This window comes from Snodgrassella sp. B3088 (genome assembly GCF_026535815.1).
GTDB classification, from domain to species: Bacteria; Pseudomonadota; Gammaproteobacteria; order Burkholderiales; family Neisseriaceae; genus Snodgrassella; species Snodgrassella alvi_E.
The window spans coordinates 101084-118646 of record NZ_JAFNPG010000007.1 but is presented as its reverse complement, the minus strand read 5'-3'; the positions used below and the strand labels follow the sequence as shown (position 1 = coordinate 118646).

The window sequence follows — 17563 nt, the reverse complement described above, 5'->3', positions numbered from 1 at the left end:
TCGGCTGTAACAGAATATGACCAAACCCAATACCCCAGTTACCCTAGAAAGTTGGTTAAACAACTCCGGTCTGCCGCGGTTGGAAGCACGCATGCTGCTCCAGCACGTACTGACAATAAGCCATAGCCACATAATAGCCCATGGCACACGGCTTCTTAGCAACAGCGAGTTGGCAAGTTTGAATCAACTGTGCCAGCGAAGACTAGCAGGCGAACCTCTGGCCTATCTACTCGGTTGGCGCGAATTCTATGGCCGGCGTTTTCAGGTTTCAGAAGCAGTGCTGATTCCTCGTCCAGAAACAGAACATCTTGTCGACGCAGTACTGGCGCATTTGCCGGCACAGGGCACCCTTTGGGATTTAGGTACCGGCAGTGGTGCCATCGCCGTAACCATAGCCTGCGAACGACCTGATGCACAAATATGGGCGGCAGACATCAGTGAGGAAGCACTGGCAGTCGCACAAGCCAATGCCAGCGCGCTGCAAGCGCAAGTGCGGTTCGGGCAGGGTTCATGGTATCAGGCACAGCCGCAGCCAGCGCCCCACAGCGTGGATGTCATTGTCTCCAATCCTCCCTATATCGACGCCCAAGACCCGCATTTGCAGCAGGGTGATTTACGTTTTGAACCGCAGCAAGCACTTACAGATAATCACAATGGTCTGAGTGCTTTCGAAACCATTATTGCCGGCGCCAAAGATTTTCTGCGGGCGGATGGATGGTTGCTATTCGAGCACGGATATGATCAAGGGGAGGCAGTGCGAAATATATTATCGCAGTATAAATTCAGAAAAATCCAGACGCTTGCCGATTTGGCCGGTCTGGACAGAGTGACATTGGGACAGATAAAGAGCGAAGCACCATAATCAACTATTCACATATAAAACCATTAGGCCATAGAAAAGATTCTATGGCCTAATAGCTAGTATAATTACCAGTATATAAACAATTTGTGCTTAGAACAGACTAACAATAAACAGCATTAGTGAAGTAACAAAGTTAATAAATGGCTGCAAAATAAACATCAGCAAACCACTGATAATCAAAAATAAAATTATCCACGTTCCATATGGAGCCAGCTTTCGATACTGCATCGAAGCGCGGGGTGAGAGAAAACTATCAATAAACTGAGCACCCGGTTGAGGCGGAATCGGTAGCAGGCTGAAAAAGCAAAATACCGCATTAAACCGAATACCCATTAACCCCATTAGCGCCATCGGTTTTTGAAAATATTCAGGTACCCACTGACTGATAATCATCACAACTGCCCAGCATAGACACATCAGAAGATTAGCAAGCGGGCTGGCAATGGCTACCAAACGTTCACCTTTACGTCTGTTTCTAAAATTGCGTGGATCAATCGGCACCGGCTTAGCCCAGCCAACCATCAAATAGCCCTGTAAAACAATCATCGTGAATATTGGAATAATAATGGTGCCAACAATATCAATGTATTTGGCCGGATTCAGGCTTAGCCTGCCCATTGTTTCTGCTGTACGGTCACCACAAAAACGTGCCATATACCCACATGCTGCTTCAGAGAGCGTAATGGCCAGTAAAATAGGCAGAATTGCCAGAACAAAATAAGCCCAATCAAAGTTTTGCAAGGTAAAATCCTTCAGATGCTAAAATAAACAACCACTGTGGGTAAAACATAGTACCAGCTTGTCCATTACAAACCAAATACAGCAACATTCCCCTTACCAGCTCGTACCAGATCAATTCCATCGGTCATATCAATTACCGTAGTCGGCTCTGTACCACACCAACCGCCATCAATCACCAGATCAACCTCATGTTCCAGCTGGTCACGAATCTCATAAGGGTCAGTTAAGGGTTCATTTTCATGGGGCAGCATCAGTGTGCACGACAGCATCGGCTCCCCCAGATTCTGCAATAGCGCCAAAGCAATCCGGTTGTCCGGTACCCGCAACCCAATAGTTTTACGTTTCGGATGCAGCGTGCGCGCCGGTACCTCTTTAGTGGCTTGCAAAATAAAAGTATAACTACCCGGAGTAGAAGATTTCAGCAGCCGGAACTGACTGTTATCCACTTTGGCGTAAATACCTAGCTGACTCAGATCATGACACATCAACGTCAGATGGTGTTTCTGGTCAATACCACGGATACGCAGAATCCGTTCCATTGCCTCCTTATTACCTAGCTGACAGCCCAACGCATAACAGGAATCAGTTGGATAAACAACCACACCACCATGGCGTACAATATCCGCTGCCTGTGCAATCAAACGTTCCTGCGGATTGTCAGGATGAATAGCAAAAAACTGAGCCATACACGTCTTCCTTATTTCACATTTATTACAATAAAGAGCTATTCTAAACACAAGCCTGTCAAACTGACAGGTAAAATATGCCAATTGCTGATAAAGAAACATGACTGACCGTAAAGCGGTACAGCCAGCATAAAATGGCGCTGCAAAATTTACAGAATTTAAAGGGGAAATTCATCATGCAGCTTGAAGTTATCCTGAGAAATTTACTTGAATAACCGGTCGAAGCCATCGTCAACATATGGAATCGCAATATTATTCCGTGATGGTTACTGTTGCCGCAGGGGGGTATCCGGTGCCATCAGGAAAAAAGCCGGCTATGCCCCTTTTCGCGAACTTGGCCGAACAGGTGCACTTAAATTAGGTTACGCAGTGGTAACCAGTGCCGGTAAATTGCCTTATCAAGCCATTATCCACGTAGCCGGTATCAACATGTTCTGGCGTGCCAGTGCCTATTCAATTCGTACTTCAGTTATTTCTGCCATGCACATAGTCAATACCCGCAATTATACTTCAGTCGCCTTTCCTCTGATTGGTGCCGGCTCAGGTGGCTTTAGTCCAGAGCAGGCACTGCGGCTTATGCAGGAAACATTTTTACTGATTGATACTAACGCATTGGTAATGATTGTAAAATATGTGTCCCCTAAATCACATTAGTAGAAAAATTATCTAATGTTAAATCAAATTACAATCATCCGAGCAACATCAGAACAGCTTGATGATGCCATCAAGCTTTTTACCAGCTATCGGCAGTTCTATGGCCTGACGGACAAACAGACAGCAAGCAGAAATTTTATTCAAGAAAGACTGGAAAAGCAGGATTCCGCCATCTTCATTGCCTATGATCAACAACAAGCTTGCGGGTTTGTACAGCTATATTTTTCCTTTTCTTCATTATCCGTATCGCCCACAATCATACTCAATGACCTATATGTCCCTGAAAACCACAGACAAAAAGGCATTGCCACACAACTGATGCAATACGTCACAAAATTTGCACGTGATAATGGCTACAGTGGTATTTCATTGTGTACCGCCAACGACAACCACAAGGCAAGGGCCCTATATGAACAGGCTGGCTATCAGATTGATGAACAATTTGTTTATTATTTTTTAAACTTAAAATAAGGCCAACAAGTGTGCCGAATCAGCCTGAAAGTGGTGAAACAGCCACAACGCACCAGCCGACCAGAAAAAAACAACTGAATATTTGACGGCCAGTAGAAGCTGATTTAAAGTACCGCACTCATCAAATTATTCATATTGCAACGGAAAGGAATCATTATGTTTGTACTACCTATCCCTTGCAGGTCAATCCAGGGCTAATCACCTCCTGATCCTTGGCTTCGGCCTGCCAATTTCTTTACAGCACGTTATTCCTGTTCATTTCTAATAAACAAGGATGACAACGCCTGCTTATTATTTAAATAAAATAAATTGGAATGGATCAGAATGGGCAATTCTATTCAGCAGCCGTCTGCCGGCATCACCCTCATTGTCACCCCCGAACTGTGGTTAGAGGGCGAAGCCGTCCGGCAACTACACACAACAGCAGCACTGCCTGACATCAGCTATGCAGCCGCTATGCCGGATATTCATCCCGGCCGCGGCTATCCCGTTGGCGCTGCTTTTTTTACTACACAACTTATTTATCCAGCACTGATTGGCGGCGATATTGGCTGCGGCATGTCATTATGGCAAACATCACTTAAAACCCATGCCATGAATCAGGCCAAACTAATCAAACAACTGGGCAATCTAGACCAGCCACTGAGTGCATCAGAATGTATCAGCCTCTGGCCAGATATACAGCCGCTACAACAGCATAACTTTGCATCCGGCACCATAGGCGGAGGCAATCATTTTGCCGAATTACAAATGTTGGATACCATTTATGTAGCGGAAATCGCCAAACAAATCGGTTTAAATAAGCAGCACCTGCAACTAATGGTACACAGTGGTTCCCGCGGACTCGGTGGTGCGATTCTGGACAAACACATCCGTCAGTATGGTCATCAGGGCTTAATCGCAGACAGTGAAGCCGGTAAATCCTATCTGACACAGCACAATCAGGCACTGGCCTATGCACGGCAAAATCGGGAACTGATTGCCCGCCGTATACTGACAAATCTGCGTGCACGAGGGCAAAAACTAGCAGACATCAGCCACAACTTTATCGAAGCGGCCTGCATCCATGGCGAAAGCGGCTGGCTGCACCGTAAAGGTGCAGCACCTGCTACCCAAGGGCTAGTCGTGATACCGGGTTCGCGCGGCGATTACAGCTATCTGGTTCAACCATTGGATACCCCAATCGCCCTTTACTCCCTCGCACATGGTGCAGGACGCAAATGGCAGCGTTCAGCCTGCAAAGGCAGACTATCCCGACGTTATACCGCCGAACAGCTAAGCCGTACTGTCCATGGCAGCCGTGTGATTTGTGCTGACCGTGAACTTATCTATGAAGAAGCACCGCAGGCCTATAAATCAATCGACAGCGTCATTACTGCCATGGTGCAGGCTGAATTAATCCGGCCAATAGCTCGTTTCAAGCCAGTTATCACCTATAAAGTAAAAACGGAGAAAAAATAATGCTGCTTTTACAATTATCAGCGGCTTACGGACCGGCTGAATGCTGTCTGGCCGTAGCAAAAGCACTGGCACGCCTGCAACACGAAGCCATAGAGATTCAGGTTGAAATAGACATATTGGAGCAAGAACAGTCAAAGCATGGACTTCACTCAGTACTGCTTGCTCTTAATGGTGAGCTAGAAAGATCCTTAGCTAAACAGTGGGTGGGAACCATTCAATGGATTTGTCCCAGCCCCTACCGCCCAAAACACAAACGTAAAAACTGGTTTATCGGAGCCGCGTGTTACGAGACAATTACTCAGCATCAATCTGATGAAATTATCTTTGACACCATGCGTGCCTCCGGTGCGGGAGGTCAGCATATTAACAAAACAGAATCGGCTGTCCGAGCCACCCACCTAGCCAGCGGTATCAGCGTAAAAATCCAGACTGCACGTAGCCAACATACCAATAAAAAACTGGCTGTTCTACTGCTACAACACAAACTGGCGCAACAGAAACAACAGTTATACGCCAAACACAAAGCAGAGCGTCATCACCACCATCATCAAATAGCGCGCGGAAATCCCACACGAATATTTATCGGACAGGATTTCAAACCTTTATAATGTTTTAGACCAGTGCATCCATCGTCTATAAAGCTGATTACTTTATTTTCATAGTACACAACTGAGCTTACAGCACATAAGCTCAGTTGAATTAATTAAACCAAAGAAAGAGATAATCAAAAAAGTGTTTTTCTGTGGGGTAGGAGAGTCAGACAACAAAAAATAGTTGTGTAACATTTCTCCATATACCTGAAAAAAGTAATTAAAGCAAAACGAATAGCATGATTCATTTCACATTCTGATTTATTCACTCTATCGAATAAAATGTTTAGCACAATCAAAGATTCTTGCCTCAATTCATTCGATTTAATCCACAATGTTACGGTGATAAATACGCATCAGTACAAAAACCAGTCAGCTTAGCAGTGATAATAATATTGAGCACAGAAATCACCGACTACAGATTCAGATAAACCCTCTCACACAAAAATCTAGTCAATAAAGAAATGTTTAGCGTCAATCTGATAATATTGTGCCAGTGTCAATGCGCCAAAAGATAGCAATTTACAGGAAAAGTACTGGAGAAATATATGCTGACAGGAAGCTGTTTATGTACTGCAATCCAATACCAGATTGCCATGAGTGACCAAATTGAAAAAATGGTCTTCTGCCACTGTCAACGCTGCCGCAAATGGAGTGGTTCCGCATTTAATTCAGCGGTTCAAATAAACAGCGATGCTTTCACAATCCTATCAGGTCGGGATAAGCTAAAAAAATTTTCAGTTAATGGCGTAAACCGTTTTTTCTGTTCTGAATGTGGATCAAACCTCTATACTTCACGAGACAGTATGCCAAATATTTATCGTTTGCGTGCTGGCACACTAAATACAGCAATTTACCCCCAGCAAAAAATACATATTTACACTCAATCCAAAGCAAACTGGGATTCTATCTGTGATGGTGGCTTACAATTTGACGAAAATATAATATAACGAAGAAATAAAAATATATTCAAATCACAGAGACAGCTCAGCACAAAAAAGACATAAAAATACTTGTGTTTAAACCAACACAGAAAAATTCTGTATTCAAAAAAAGAACATTTAAGGAAATTAATGTAAATAAGCCATAAAAAACAGGTGTTAACCATAGTCTGCCGCAAATATAACAGCTACAGTAAACACATCATGGTATCGATAAAACCATGATTGCAAAAACCAAAAATGCAAATCATGTTGGACTAAAGCCACCGCACAGACAAAGGAAGCCACCTTGAATCCCATCTACATCAACATCATCTTCAAAATGCTGGTCGCTTTCTGCATCCTGCTGGTGTACATCAATTTATCCGGCAAAGGTGCACTTGCCCCGATTTCAGCTATTGATCAAGTAGGTAACGTCGTATTGGGTGCAATAATCGGCGGCCCCCTATACAATCCCTCCATCAGCATCACCTTACTCATGAGCGCCTCCATTTTCTGGGCTGGCCTGTTATTACTGGTTCGTTATGCCACATTTAAACGCAGTATCGCCAAGGATTTTGTCGACGGCACATCAATCCGACTGATGAAAAACGGCATCTTACTATCACAGAATTTCCGTCAGGCCAAACTATCCATCCGAGATTTCATTATGCTGCTTCATCAGCGTGGTTATACCAGTCTGGAAATGCTCAGTGATGTCTGGTTTGAATACAATGGCCAAATGACTGTAGTAAAAAAAGGTGACCCAGCAATGGCAGTTGTTGTGATTGAAAACGGCGTTATCAATTATCCCAGTCTTGAATCTTTGGGTCATAATGAAGAATGGCTAGAAAAAGAACTAGACCGTCTAGGACAGAAACTAGATGAAGTTTTCCTAGCCGAAGTACATGAACATAAACTGTGGGTTTATCCAGATATCAAATAAACAAATTAAAATCTTATTTAAAATTCATACACACACATTCCTAGAAGATTAGTTCTTCATCAGAGCTACTTCAGCATTTCACATGTTTTCATCCAGTGTATATAGTCTCTGGCACTATTATCAATTTCTTCCTGAGTTATGCCATAACCAGCTTCAGGTTCATTATTAGCGCCATATACAGCAAATACAGATTGATAATTAGCCTGCACATAATTCATAGTTAATTCGAATGGCTTTAAAATATCTTCCAATGAAACATGAAAGCGACCTTCAGGAGCATAATCACTTTTTCTGATACCGGCAGAAACCGCCAAGCCAACTTTTTTATTCTTCAACTTAAGCCCGTTGCGCCCAAAAGCCCAACCATATGTTAAAACCTCATCTAACCATAATTTTAACAACGGTGGGCAATTAAACCAGTAAAGAGGAAACTGTAAAATCAGATTTCGGTGATTTTCAATCAAAATTTGTTCTGAAACAGCATTTATCACATTACTCAAGTAAGATGCATATAAATCATGTATCGTTACCTGATCAGCATAAACAGATAGTTCATTAATCCAGCATTGATTTACTTTAGAAGAAGCTAAATCAGGATGAGCGACAACCACCAGCGTTTCTTTCATAACAGACAATCCAAAGCTTAATAATTAACGAAATATAATAATTCACCCAAAAACTGATTCAAAGTACGGTAAATAAAGATAGATACTAACCAAAAGGGAAGTGAAAAGATGTCAGAACACCATTGCAGTGAAGAAGAGCTCGAAAATAGTGGTTTTAACTACACTCTTTCTATTATCAGGGGAAAATACAAAATACTCATTCTTTACTGGCTTAATGAAAACCAGCCAGTGATGCGTTTTAACGAACTTAAACGCCGCATCAACAGCATATCTTATAAAACCTTAAGCAACACATTAAAAGAAATGGAGCAAGACAAACTGATATTCCGAAAAGAATATCCACAAATACCGCCTAAAGTAGAATATGGATTATTAGAACGGGGAAAATCTCTGGTTCCCGTTTTAGATTTAATGTGTCAGTGGGGTAACCAGCATAAAAATGATATTTTAATATAATTATTTTTATAAATAATCTGCTTAGCAATTAAATATATGTATAAATTAATAAATTACAAGATTTACAGCCAGAGGTAATAACCATTAAGAATATATATTTTAAGAAATTTAGAATTAAATAAATTGCAGATACTTCTTGATAAACAAATACAAATAACTAGAAATCAAGAAAGTTAATCCAGAATGGAGCAAACATAAACTCAAACTTACTAGTTTAGCGCTTAGATAATGTTCACCAACAGAAAAATCCTGAATAAGAGCAAAGAGCTGTCTAGGTGAGAATGAAAAGTGCTGGCATAACCGAATAAAAGATCTTACGCATAGCTCGTATCGATTAAACACCAAAATAAAATGCCCTGTTAAAAACAGGGCATTTAAAATCTGGTTGCGGGGGCAGGATTCGAACCTACGACCTTCGGGTTATGAGCCCGACGAGCTACCATGCTGCTCCACCCCGCGTCTGGTAAGAAAGTCATTATACGCATTAACAAAACAAAGTCAACAACTAAACCTATTTTTCATACATATTTTATGATGTCGTCTGATTTGATAGATGATTTTTCCAGCAATGTACAAGGTCATAAATAGCGGTAAGAGCCGCTTTTGGGGTCAACTCATCCGGATTAAGCGCATTAAGCAGCACTGATAAATCGGCTGGCATCACAACAGCCGTATTATCCTTACCGGTGTATCTCTGGGTTACTTCATCTGACTCTTGTTCAGTTGTCTGCGTCTGAAACATATCTAATTGCGCCTGGTCACGAGACGCATGCTGTTCCAGTGTCTGCAAGTGCCGGTAAGCCGCATTCAGCGCACGTGCCGGTAGTCCCGCCAATTTGGCTACCGCAATACCATAGCTTTTACTGGCCGGCCCTGGTTCAATATGGTGTAAAAACACAATATCTTGTCCCTGTTCCAGTGCTGACAGATGCATGTTAAAAGCATGCGCATACTGTTCCGGTAGACGGGTCAATTCAAAATAATGCGTGGCAAAAAGTGTATAGCTACGATTTTTTTGCAGTAGATGTTCAGCAATTGCCTGTGCCAGCGCCAAACCATCAAAAGTAGATGTACCACGTCCTACTTCATCCATCAGCACCAAAGAACGCTCAGTTGCATGATGCAAAATATAAGCCGTTTCCGACATTTCTACCATAAAAGTAGAACGATTACCGGCCAGATCATCCGAAGCACCAATACGGGTAAAAATCTGGTCAAATTCACCCAGAGTGCAGCTATCTGCCGGTACTGGGGCTCCAATATGCGCCAGCAGGACAATCAAAGCCACTTGCCGCATATACGTAGATTTACCACCCATATTTGGTCCAGTAAGCAACATCAGACGCCGCTTATCATCCAGCTGGGTATCATTAGCGGTAAACTGACTGACCTGAGCAGCCACTACCGGATGACGTCCCTGACTAATCTGTAAACAAGGATAATTTACGAATTCAGGGAAGCAGTAATGTTCTTCATCCGCATATTTTGCCAACGTAGCCAGCACATCCAGACTGGCTGCAGCACGGGCACAGCGTTGCAATACGGGTAGTTCTGCCTGCAATTGCAGCAACAAAGCATCATATAGCTGTTTTTCCCGTGCCAGTGCATTCTGTTGCGCACTCAATACCTTTTCTTCAAAAGCCTTCAACTCCGGCGTCACATAACGTTCTGCATTTTTTAAAGTCTGGCGACGCTGATAATCCGCAGGTGCCTGTTCTGACTGTAGCTTGCTCAGCTCAATATAAAAACCATGCACACGGTTAAATTCCACTTTCAAACTGGATAATCCCGTACGTTCACGTTCACGGCTTTCCAATTGCTGCAAAAATTCATCGCCATGATTCTGTAAACGGCGCAACTCATCTAGCTCAGCATCAAAACCATCATTGATCACACCACCATCACGTAACCATACAGCTGGTTCGGCCATAATGGCTTTGCTTAGCTGGCGCGCAATCGGTGCAGCAGGCGGAAACTGTTCCAGCAGCGTCTGTACCAGCGAGCTCTGGTCAGACTCCTGCAAACTAAATGCCGACAATATTGCCAGACTATCACGCAAAGCTGATAAATCACGTGGCCGTGCACTGCCAATAGCAATACGAGCTGCAATTCGCTCAATGTCCGCCACCTGATTCAGCATGGTCACTATTTGCTCACGCTGAGAAGAGAGTGCTGCCACGGCCTGTTGACGAGCCACAATCTGTCCGCGTCTGCGCAATGGCTGATGCAACCATTGTGCGAGCAGTCTGCTGCCCATATGTGTCGCGCATGTATCCAATACCGAAAACAAAGTAGGCGCTTTATGTCCATTCAACGTCTGAGTTATTTCCAGATTGCGCCGCGTAGCCGCATCCATACCAATATAAGTGGTTTCCTGCTCCAGCGTCAGACTGTCCAGATGCTTTGGCAGCTGCATCTGGGTCTGCTGAACATAATTTAATAACGCTCCTGCCGCACCAATAGCGGCATCATGGTCACCGATCTGTAGACCAAAAGCGCGTAAATCCTGACTGCCGAAATAACGTTGAATCAGGCGTGCTCCAGTATCAGCAGCAAATTGCCACGCGTGTAAACGAGTCAGTTTTCGGTTTTGTTCATCCAGATTGAGCTTTTCCAGTGTCTGGTCAGATATCAAGATTTCCGCTGCCTGCAGACGTGCCAGCTCATTTGGCAAAGCTTCTGGTGCAATTATTTTGCAGCGGAATTCCCCGCTTTGCAGGGACAGCCAGGCCACACCAAGCTGTTTTTTTAATAAAGAAACCGCCACCATACGATTGGTTTCCTTATCCTCCAGCAAAGCTGAATCAGTCAGCGTCCCTGGCGTTACAATGCGCACAACTTTCCGTTCCACCGGTCCTTTACCCGAGCCCACCTCACCCGTCTGCTCACAAATCGCCACACTTTTACCCAGCTTTACCAGTCTGGCCAAATATTGTTCCACCGCATGATAAGGCACCCCAGCCATCTTCACCGGTTCGCCGTTGATCTGCCCGCGGGTAGTTAGCGTAATATCCAGTAAACGAGCTGCTTGCACTGCATCATCAAGAAACAGCTCATAGAAATCGCCCATCCGGTAAAACAACAGCTTGTCCTGATGGTCGGCCTTAATGGCCAAATATTGCGTCATCATCGGTGTCAGGGAAGGTTTACTCATGGCGTAGGCAAGATATTTGATTTGGCTAAAAAAGCTATTGTAACAGAGTGTTCAGCCTGAATTGATGCTCTAGCACATATTCACAACAGCTACCACCTTTTGCCTACCCTTGTTCAAAAGGGCTAAGGACTGTCATAATAATAAAAATACGGTAAGAATCTGTACCATTCATTACACAAGAACATGTCCAAATGAAACCATCAATAAAATTTAGCTCAATACGTCATTGGCTATTGTGGTTTAGCGTTTTATGTCTTGCTGCCTGTGGCATCACACACAAACCGACAGATAAAATTTTGTCCGGTATCAGTGGTTCAGCTATTGCACCCGGCAAGCCATTGCCACCCAGTTACGTCTTCACACCGGGGAAAGCTGGTGTCAGCTATCGCGTCGTTAATTATCACGATTTGCCCCAATGGTCAGACCAATCATTTGTAGACAGCCTAGAAGCATTCAAAACCAGCTGCGGCAAACTGCAAATGCAGCCTGCATGGCAGCCGGTATGTCAGCAAGCTGCCCGAACAGGCAGACACAATCATCAAGCTAAAGCTTTTTTTGAAAGCTACTTCACGCCATGGCAGGTCAGTCAGAATGGACAACTCGCCGGCACAGTTACTGGTTATTACGAACCCATGCTACAGGGCGATACTAAACAAACAGCTCAGGCACGGTTTCCAATTTACGGCATCCCCAACGACTTTATTGTCGTACCGCTTACAAGCGGCCAGCGTCAGGGGATAGTGCGCATTCGCCTCACCGGACCCAACAGCGGAGTCATCACACCGACCGGTAATTACACTGCCAATCTGGTTGCTTTTCCCCTCAATGAGAAAACACGGGCATTAAAAGGTCGAATCAGCGGCAGCCAGCTGGTACCTTATTACACTCGGGCACAGATTAATGCCGGAGCCCTCAATGGCAAAGCCCCCATTCTGGGTTACGCTAATGATCCAGTAGAATTATTCTTTCTACATGTACAGGGTTCCGGACAATTAAAAACACCAGATGGACAAATGCTGCGTCTCAGCTATGCCGACAAAAATGACTACCCATATGTTTCCATTGGTAAATATATGGCTGGGAAGGGATATTTGCCACTTGCGCAAACTTCAATGCAAGGTATCAAAGCATGGTTACAGCGGCATCCACAGCAACTAGCCGAAGTGCTGGGTCAGAATCCGAGCTACGTTTTTTTCCGGGCCACAGCAGAGCCGGCTAGCGGACCTACCGGTGCATTAGGTGTTCCACTGACGAAGGGCTATTCCGCTGCCATAGACAGTCATTTTGTCAACCTAGGCGCTCCATTGTTTGTCGCTACCACTCATCCAGCCAATGGTTTCGGCTTAAACCGGCTCTTGATGGCACAGGATACCGGTAGTGCCATCAACGGTGCTGTGAGAGTGGATTATTTCTGGGGTTATGGCGATGAAGCCGGCGCATTAGCTGGTAAAATGAAATACCCTGGTTATGTATGGCAACTGTTACCTAACGGAATGCTGCCCCAGGTCAAATAAAAATCTGGCGAACAAATGCAAGCTAAGGTAAAATAGTTACAGTATTGACAATTGTATGTGAAGCGTTACCGTAAATGAAAAACATGCATTTAACCATGCGCTCATGCTTCTGGCAGATAATCGTAAAAGGGATGTAAATTATGGAATTATATTTACCAATTACCCTTTTAGTCATATTGCTGGTTGCATTGCTTATTCTGAAAAAGCGTCAGAAAGCGGGCGACCATGCTAAAAGTAAAGATACTGCTCGTAAAAAGCAGTCTGCTTCCAAAAGTAAGAAAAAAACTGGAAGTAAAACTGTAGATGCTCAGACGGCACCCGCAGCACAAGAAACAGCAGAAGCACTTGATGGCGACGATTGGGACTGGCAGCCAACTAGGCCTGATAAAGCCACAGTATCTGTTGCCACTGTGGATCACCTGACTGAATATAAAGTTTACAAACAGTTTGGCTATTTCCAGAAAGCAGCAGACTCACTCTCTGCCTATCTGGAACAAAATGCCGACCAGTTAAGCCCGGCAATGGCCAATACATTGGTCAACGAGCTGGCTGGACTGTGTCTGGAAGCCAAAAATACCGACAAACTTGCCGAAGTCATTGATCTGTATCGCAAGTGTTTAAATCGGACTGAGCTAGAAAATCTGATTCGTCAGGGGCTTGCCCTGGATGAAAACCATCTGGGTTTGCGTGTTCTGGCCGAAGACTTGCTGCAGTGGGATGTCAAGGAAACTGAAAAAGAAGTCGGAATCAATCAGGATAAAAAACCTGAAGATATACAGCCGGCGGTTGAATCAGCCAATAATGGGTCAAACACCGACGAACAGCCGCATGAATTGTTAGTCGAAGGCAATGTTGGTAATTTTAAAATTAGAGGGGATGAGCGTGACGTACTGCTAAGCTTCTCTAAACCGGAAAACAGCTACGGACTGTTGAAAGAGCAGTTGCCCTACGATGCTGCTATCCGCTGTCTGAATAAAGCCATCAAAACATCCAAAAAACCGGCGGGTTTGATTATTGATGCTCTGGTGCTGGATTACCGACACAATAATATTAATGTATTCGCTCAGCATTTATGGCGTTTATATTATACGCTTGGTCAATATGGTAATGTCGTAAAAGAGCGTATGCTTGGATGGGGCTATAGCCTTGGACAACATCCGATGTTTGAGCAGTTAGAAACCAGACCTAGTGAAACCGTACTGCGTGATATTGGGGTAACGCAGGGTTATCTACCCATGAATAGCAGTGCACTGAAGGCCAAGCGTTTATCACTGGTTGATAAGGCTTCTTCAGATAATGATGTGGCTGAAACACCGGCCGAACGCGTATTGCGTGATGTGGAATCATTGCTTACATTCGGTCAATTTGATGAAGCCATGGATTTACTGGAAAAATCAGTTCTGCTTTATCCACAGGAGTCCCAGCTCTACATTACTTTATTTGACTTATACGAACGTGCAGAAGAATGGACACGTCTGGAAAAAATGTTACAGGTTATCCGTGCTGAAATTCAGACCCCGCCTGAGGAAGTTGTACTGGCTATGAGTCAATTATTGAAACGTATTAACCACGGTGGTGTGCAAAATCAATGATGAACAATTCAATACCTAAAGTAAAAACTGCCTATGTTTTGCTCGTCAATGTGGATGATCGCCAGACAGCCATGTTGCGCATGGCATTCAAAATGTACAATAGCGTTAACTATCAGCTGATACAGCCTGAAGATAACCTCAAACCCGAGTTGGTTCTGGTAGATGGTGACGCAGCCGATGGTGAAGAAGTATGGCAACAGACCAAAAAGAAATATCCTGAAGCTGTAGTCGTATTTTTCGGACGTAATGCGCCGTCATTTACTGCTCCTTATCTGATGAAACCCATCAGATTCGATACCCTGTTTCAACATCTGCGTAATTTACAGCAGGGCAATGGTGTTTGGCTGGCTGATAAAGCTGCTGCACACAAGGAAACGGCCAGCGAGGAAACCGTAACTGCCGAGAGACTAGAGCAGCACAACGCGTCTGAACATACTCAGCAAGCCGTATCAGTAGTACGTTTTCACACAAAAGGAACATTGCTGGGCATGGTGCAAAAGCTGGCACAGCAATCAGAAGATACTGCAATTCTGTTTGAAAACAAACCTGTGTTAATTGTGTTTCCAAGTGTTGAAAAAGTATTACTGGCTGTTGATAATGATGCTTTACAACAATTGTGTATGCAGACTGATGCAGAATGGCAGACTAAAACTGTTCCAGCTTCCGCACCTACCGCACAGTTGCATGACAAAGCTAAACTTACCTTACAGTCCTGTATATGGCAGCTATCAATTTGGACAGCTCGCGGCCGCCTAATCGATCCGATTACACCAGATACAATCATCAAGTTGAAAGCCTGGCCGAATATGACTCGTCTGGCGTTTTTACCTGAAGCTATGCGTCTATCCGCTTTTCTGGTACGTACGCCCGTAGCACTCAACACTTTATACAAGTTGTTGCCCGTATCTCTGGAAGATGTCCTGAACTACATAGCTGCTACTTATTCAATTGGTTCCCTGATTATTGAGCAGCCGCTGACTCATTCTGCTGCGCAACAGGAAAAAGAAATGGTTCTGACCCGGAAAGCACCACAGAAGGTTTCCAAACCAGATGGTGGTGCACCAACGTCAGAGTATAATGAAAGCGATGACGACAAGCCGAAAGGTTTACTGGCACGTTTGATGGGTCGCTTGCGTGGCAATTAATACCTAAGCAGGGAGTAATCATGGTTGAAAACAAAATTATCTTTACCGGCCCGGTTGGGGTGGGAAAAACAACTGCTATCGCTGCATTATCGGATGATCCTCCGGTACAGACAGATGCCAGTGCGTCGGACATGACTCAGGACAGAAAAGGCTATACTACTGTCGCCATGGACTATGGTGTTATTCGATTGGACGATAATACCAAAGTTCATCTATATGGTACCCCAGGTCAGGAACGCTTCGATTTCATGTGGAGTATTCTGAGTAAGGGCAGTATGGGTTTAATTCTGTTACTGGATAATACTCGCCAGAATCCATTGAAAGATTTGAAATTCTTCCTGACTTCTTTTCACGATTTGCTGGAAGATGCACCAGTTGTTGTGGGTGTGACCAAAATGGATTTAAATCCACAGCCAGGTGTGGATGTTTATCAGCAGTATCTGGCACAACACAATCTAAATGTACCTGTGTTTGAAGTTGATGCACGCAATGAAGATGACGTGAAACAACTGGTTACTGCTATGCTGTATTCCATTGATCCGGGATTGGAAGGATAGTCAGTATGGATTCTACATTACAGTTACATCATGATTTATATCCAAAAGTAATGCCGGCTGGTGCATTTTATGCAGTGTCTAGCCCTAGTCACAGTGCAAGCCGTATGTTACTGGCTAACATTCTGCAGGCAGACATAAACGCCAAATTAACTGAAGAGCGTTTAAAGCAATGGGCTGAGACAGATGATGTTCATACTGCATTGAATTTATTATATCGCTTGCAACGTCTGGAATTTTTATATGGTGAAGCCAAACCAAGCTCACAGCTGGTGAAGGTAACATCAGATGGATTCGAAGATATTCTGGGTCAATTGTCAGACAGCCATAAGGCATTGCTGGTTGATCAGGATGGTTTTTATTTTGCTAATGTCGGTTTTAATCATGAGACTGCCGAAGAAGTGGCCAATCTGGCCAGCGAGGCAACACGGCTGACTGAAAAACACAGCCTGCTGATTAAAAATAACCTCAATATATACAACAACGCTATCGGGATATGTGATCCTGCCGGTCAGAGTGAATTAACATTCTTCCCTTTATATATAGGGAATACCAAAAATATTTTGGTCACTGCCGGATTGCCATTACTCAACAGTGAGGCTTTCGTCACTATGGTACGTGGCCTGTATGTATTGGCTGGTGAAGACATTCATGTGGTAAATGAATAACATCAATAGAAAGACATCAAGATGCAAGAACAATTACTGGTTTCGGTATTAAGCGATTTAAACAGCTCCTCGGCTGACATTACCGCATCTGCTGTAATTTCCTCCGATGGTCTGCCGGTAGCAACCTTGTTACCAAATGGTGTTGATCCGGATCGCGTTGGTGCAATGGCGGCAGCTTTGCTTGCTCTGGGTAACCGCACATCACGTGAATTACAGTGTGATGAACTGGAGCAAGTTATGGTAAAGGGTAAACATGGTTATATTCTGCTGATTCAAGCAGGTGATACCAATGTACTGGCTGTGACAGCCAATGAAGGTGCCAAATTAGGTTTGATTTTGTTGGATGCTCGTCGTGCTGCCCGCAGCATTGTGGATATTTTACGATAACAGAAAATTCAGCATACAGCCCTGTTTATAAAGCTTAAACAGGGCGGTAGCCTATTATAGCCATACTTTAAATAAGTTCATGTCTGAAGTAACCCATTTATAACTTCATATCATCTTCTGGCATAATCAATTTGCT

Annotated in this window: 18 protein-coding genes and 1 tRNA gene; 14 read left to right on the top strand and 5 right to left on the bottom strand. The window is 44.0% G+C overall.

What is annotated here, in order from left to right; all coding sequences use genetic code 11:
- The first annotated feature begins 16 nt into the window (after positions 1-16).
- Positions 17-862 carry a peptide chain release factor N(5)-glutamine methyltransferase gene (gene prmC / locus J3U75_RS05360; RefSeq protein ID WP_267390903.1) on the top strand — a complete coding sequence of 282 codons (846 nt, stop codon included), beginning with the start codon at positions 17-19 and terminating at the stop codon, positions 860-862.
- Between the two features lie 90 nt (positions 863-952).
- On the opposite strand, the gene J3U75_RS05355 is transcribed toward prmC, so the two are convergent.
- The gene (locus J3U75_RS05355; RefSeq protein WP_267390902.1) at positions 953-1603 is read right to left on the bottom strand and encodes a site-2 protease family protein; all 651 of its coding nucleotides are present in this window, start codon (positions 1601-1603) and stop codon (positions 953-955) included.
- 65 nt (positions 1604-1668) lie between these two features.
- Positions 1669-2289 (bottom strand): L-threonylcarbamoyladenylate synthase, encoded by a 621-nt coding sequence (locus J3U75_RS05350; RefSeq protein ID WP_267390900.1) that lies wholly within the window; start codon positions 2287-2289, stop codon positions 1669-1671.
- A 207-nt stretch (positions 2290-2496) separates the two neighbouring features.
- Here J3U75_RS05350 and J3U75_RS05345 point away from each other — a divergent pair, with 207 nt between their 5' ends.
- The 6 genes from J3U75_RS05345 (at position 2497) to J3U75_RS05320 (ending at position 7331) form a co-directional block, all read left to right on the top strand.
- On the top strand, positions 2497-2943 hold the full coding sequence (locus J3U75_RS05345) for a macro domain-containing protein (protein WP_267390898.1): 447 nt from the start codon (positions 2497-2499) through the stop codon (positions 2941-2943).
- Positions 2944-2958: 15 nt separating this feature from the next.
- Positions 2959-3414 carry a GNAT family N-acetyltransferase gene (locus J3U75_RS05340; protein ID WP_267390897.1) on the top strand — a complete coding sequence of 152 codons (456 nt, stop codon included), beginning with the start codon at positions 2959-2961 and terminating at the stop codon, positions 3412-3414.
- A gap of 324 nt (positions 3415-3738) precedes the next feature.
- Positions 3739-4875: an RNA ligase RtcB family protein gene (locus tag J3U75_RS05335; RefSeq protein ID WP_267390896.1), complete on the top strand. Its 1137-nt coding sequence runs from the start codon at positions 3739-3741 to the stop codon at positions 4873-4875.
- Positions 4875-5483, top strand: a complete 609-nt coding sequence (gene prfH, locus J3U75_RS05330; RefSeq protein WP_267390895.1) for a peptide chain release factor H — start codon at positions 4875-4877, stop codon at positions 5481-5483. The genes J3U75_RS05335 and prfH overlap by 1 nt, the downstream gene beginning before the upstream one ends.
- Before the next feature lie 530 nt (positions 5484-6013).
- Positions 6014-6415: a GFA family protein gene (locus tag J3U75_RS05325; RefSeq protein WP_267390894.1), complete on the top strand. Its 402-nt coding sequence runs from the start codon at positions 6014-6016 to the stop codon at positions 6413-6415.
- Between the two features lie 280 nt (positions 6416-6695).
- Positions 6696-7331, top strand: coding sequence for a DUF421 domain-containing protein (locus J3U75_RS05320; RefSeq protein WP_100141102.1), 636 nt, complete (start codon positions 6696-6698; stop codon positions 7329-7331).
- Between the two features lie 65 nt (positions 7332-7396).
- Here J3U75_RS05320 and J3U75_RS05315 read toward each other — a convergent pair whose 3' ends face one another.
- Positions 7397-7957 (bottom strand): NAD(P)H-dependent oxidoreductase, encoded by a 561-nt coding sequence (locus J3U75_RS05315; protein WP_267390893.1) that lies wholly within the window; start codon positions 7955-7957, stop codon positions 7397-7399.
- A 108-nt stretch (positions 7958-8065) separates the two neighbouring features.
- On the opposite strand from J3U75_RS05315, the gene J3U75_RS05310 reads away from it, so the two are divergent.
- Positions 8066-8413, top strand: a complete 348-nt coding sequence (locus J3U75_RS05310) for a winged helix-turn-helix transcriptional regulator (RefSeq protein ID WP_267390891.1) — start codon at positions 8066-8068, stop codon at positions 8411-8413.
- Between the two features lie 382 nt (positions 8414-8795).
- On the opposite strand, the gene J3U75_RS05305 is transcribed toward J3U75_RS05310, so the two are convergent.
- Together J3U75_RS05305 and mutS are read right to left on the bottom strand one after the other, a co-directional pair.
- Positions 8796-8872 (bottom strand) — tRNA-Met (locus J3U75_RS05305).
- Positions 8873-8942: 70 nt separating this feature from the next.
- Positions 8943-11567 (bottom strand): DNA mismatch repair protein MutS, encoded by a 2625-nt coding sequence (gene mutS, locus J3U75_RS05300; protein WP_267390890.1) that lies wholly within the window; start codon positions 11565-11567, stop codon positions 8943-8945.
- A gap of 191 nt (positions 11568-11758) precedes the next feature.
- Here mutS and J3U75_RS05295 point away from each other — a divergent pair, with 191 nt between their 5' ends.
- The 6 genes from J3U75_RS05295 to J3U75_RS05270 all read left to right on the top strand — a co-directional run bounded on the left by J3U75_RS05295 (position 11759) and on the right by J3U75_RS05270 (position 17427).
- Positions 11759-13081, top strand: a complete 1323-nt coding sequence (locus J3U75_RS05295; protein WP_267390889.1) for a murein transglycosylase A — start codon at positions 11759-11761, stop codon at positions 13079-13081.
- A 140-nt stretch (positions 13082-13221) separates the two neighbouring features.
- On the top strand, positions 13222-14673 hold the full coding sequence (locus tag J3U75_RS05290; RefSeq protein ID WP_100141107.1) for a hypothetical protein: 1452 nt from the start codon (positions 13222-13224) through the stop codon (positions 14671-14673).
- Positions 14670-15818 (top strand): hypothetical protein, encoded by a 1149-nt coding sequence (locus J3U75_RS05285; protein ID WP_267390888.1) that lies wholly within the window; start codon positions 14670-14672, stop codon positions 15816-15818. The genes J3U75_RS05290 and J3U75_RS05285 overlap by 4 nt, the downstream gene beginning before the upstream one ends.
- A 20-nt stretch (positions 15819-15838) precedes the next feature.
- Positions 15839-16375, top strand: coding sequence for a GTP-binding protein (locus J3U75_RS05280; RefSeq protein ID WP_100141109.1), 537 nt, complete (start codon positions 15839-15841; stop codon positions 16373-16375).
- Positions 16376-16380: 5 nt separating this feature from the next.
- Entirely contained in the window at positions 16381-17040 is a 660-nt protein-coding gene (locus J3U75_RS05275; RefSeq protein ID WP_100141110.1) for a peptidase M23, read from the top strand.
- 21 nt (positions 17041-17061) lie between these two features.
- Entirely contained in the window at positions 17062-17427 is a 366-nt protein-coding gene (locus tag J3U75_RS05270; protein WP_100091176.1) for a roadblock/LC7 domain-containing protein, read from the top strand.
- Positions 17428-17563 lie beyond the last annotated feature (136 nt).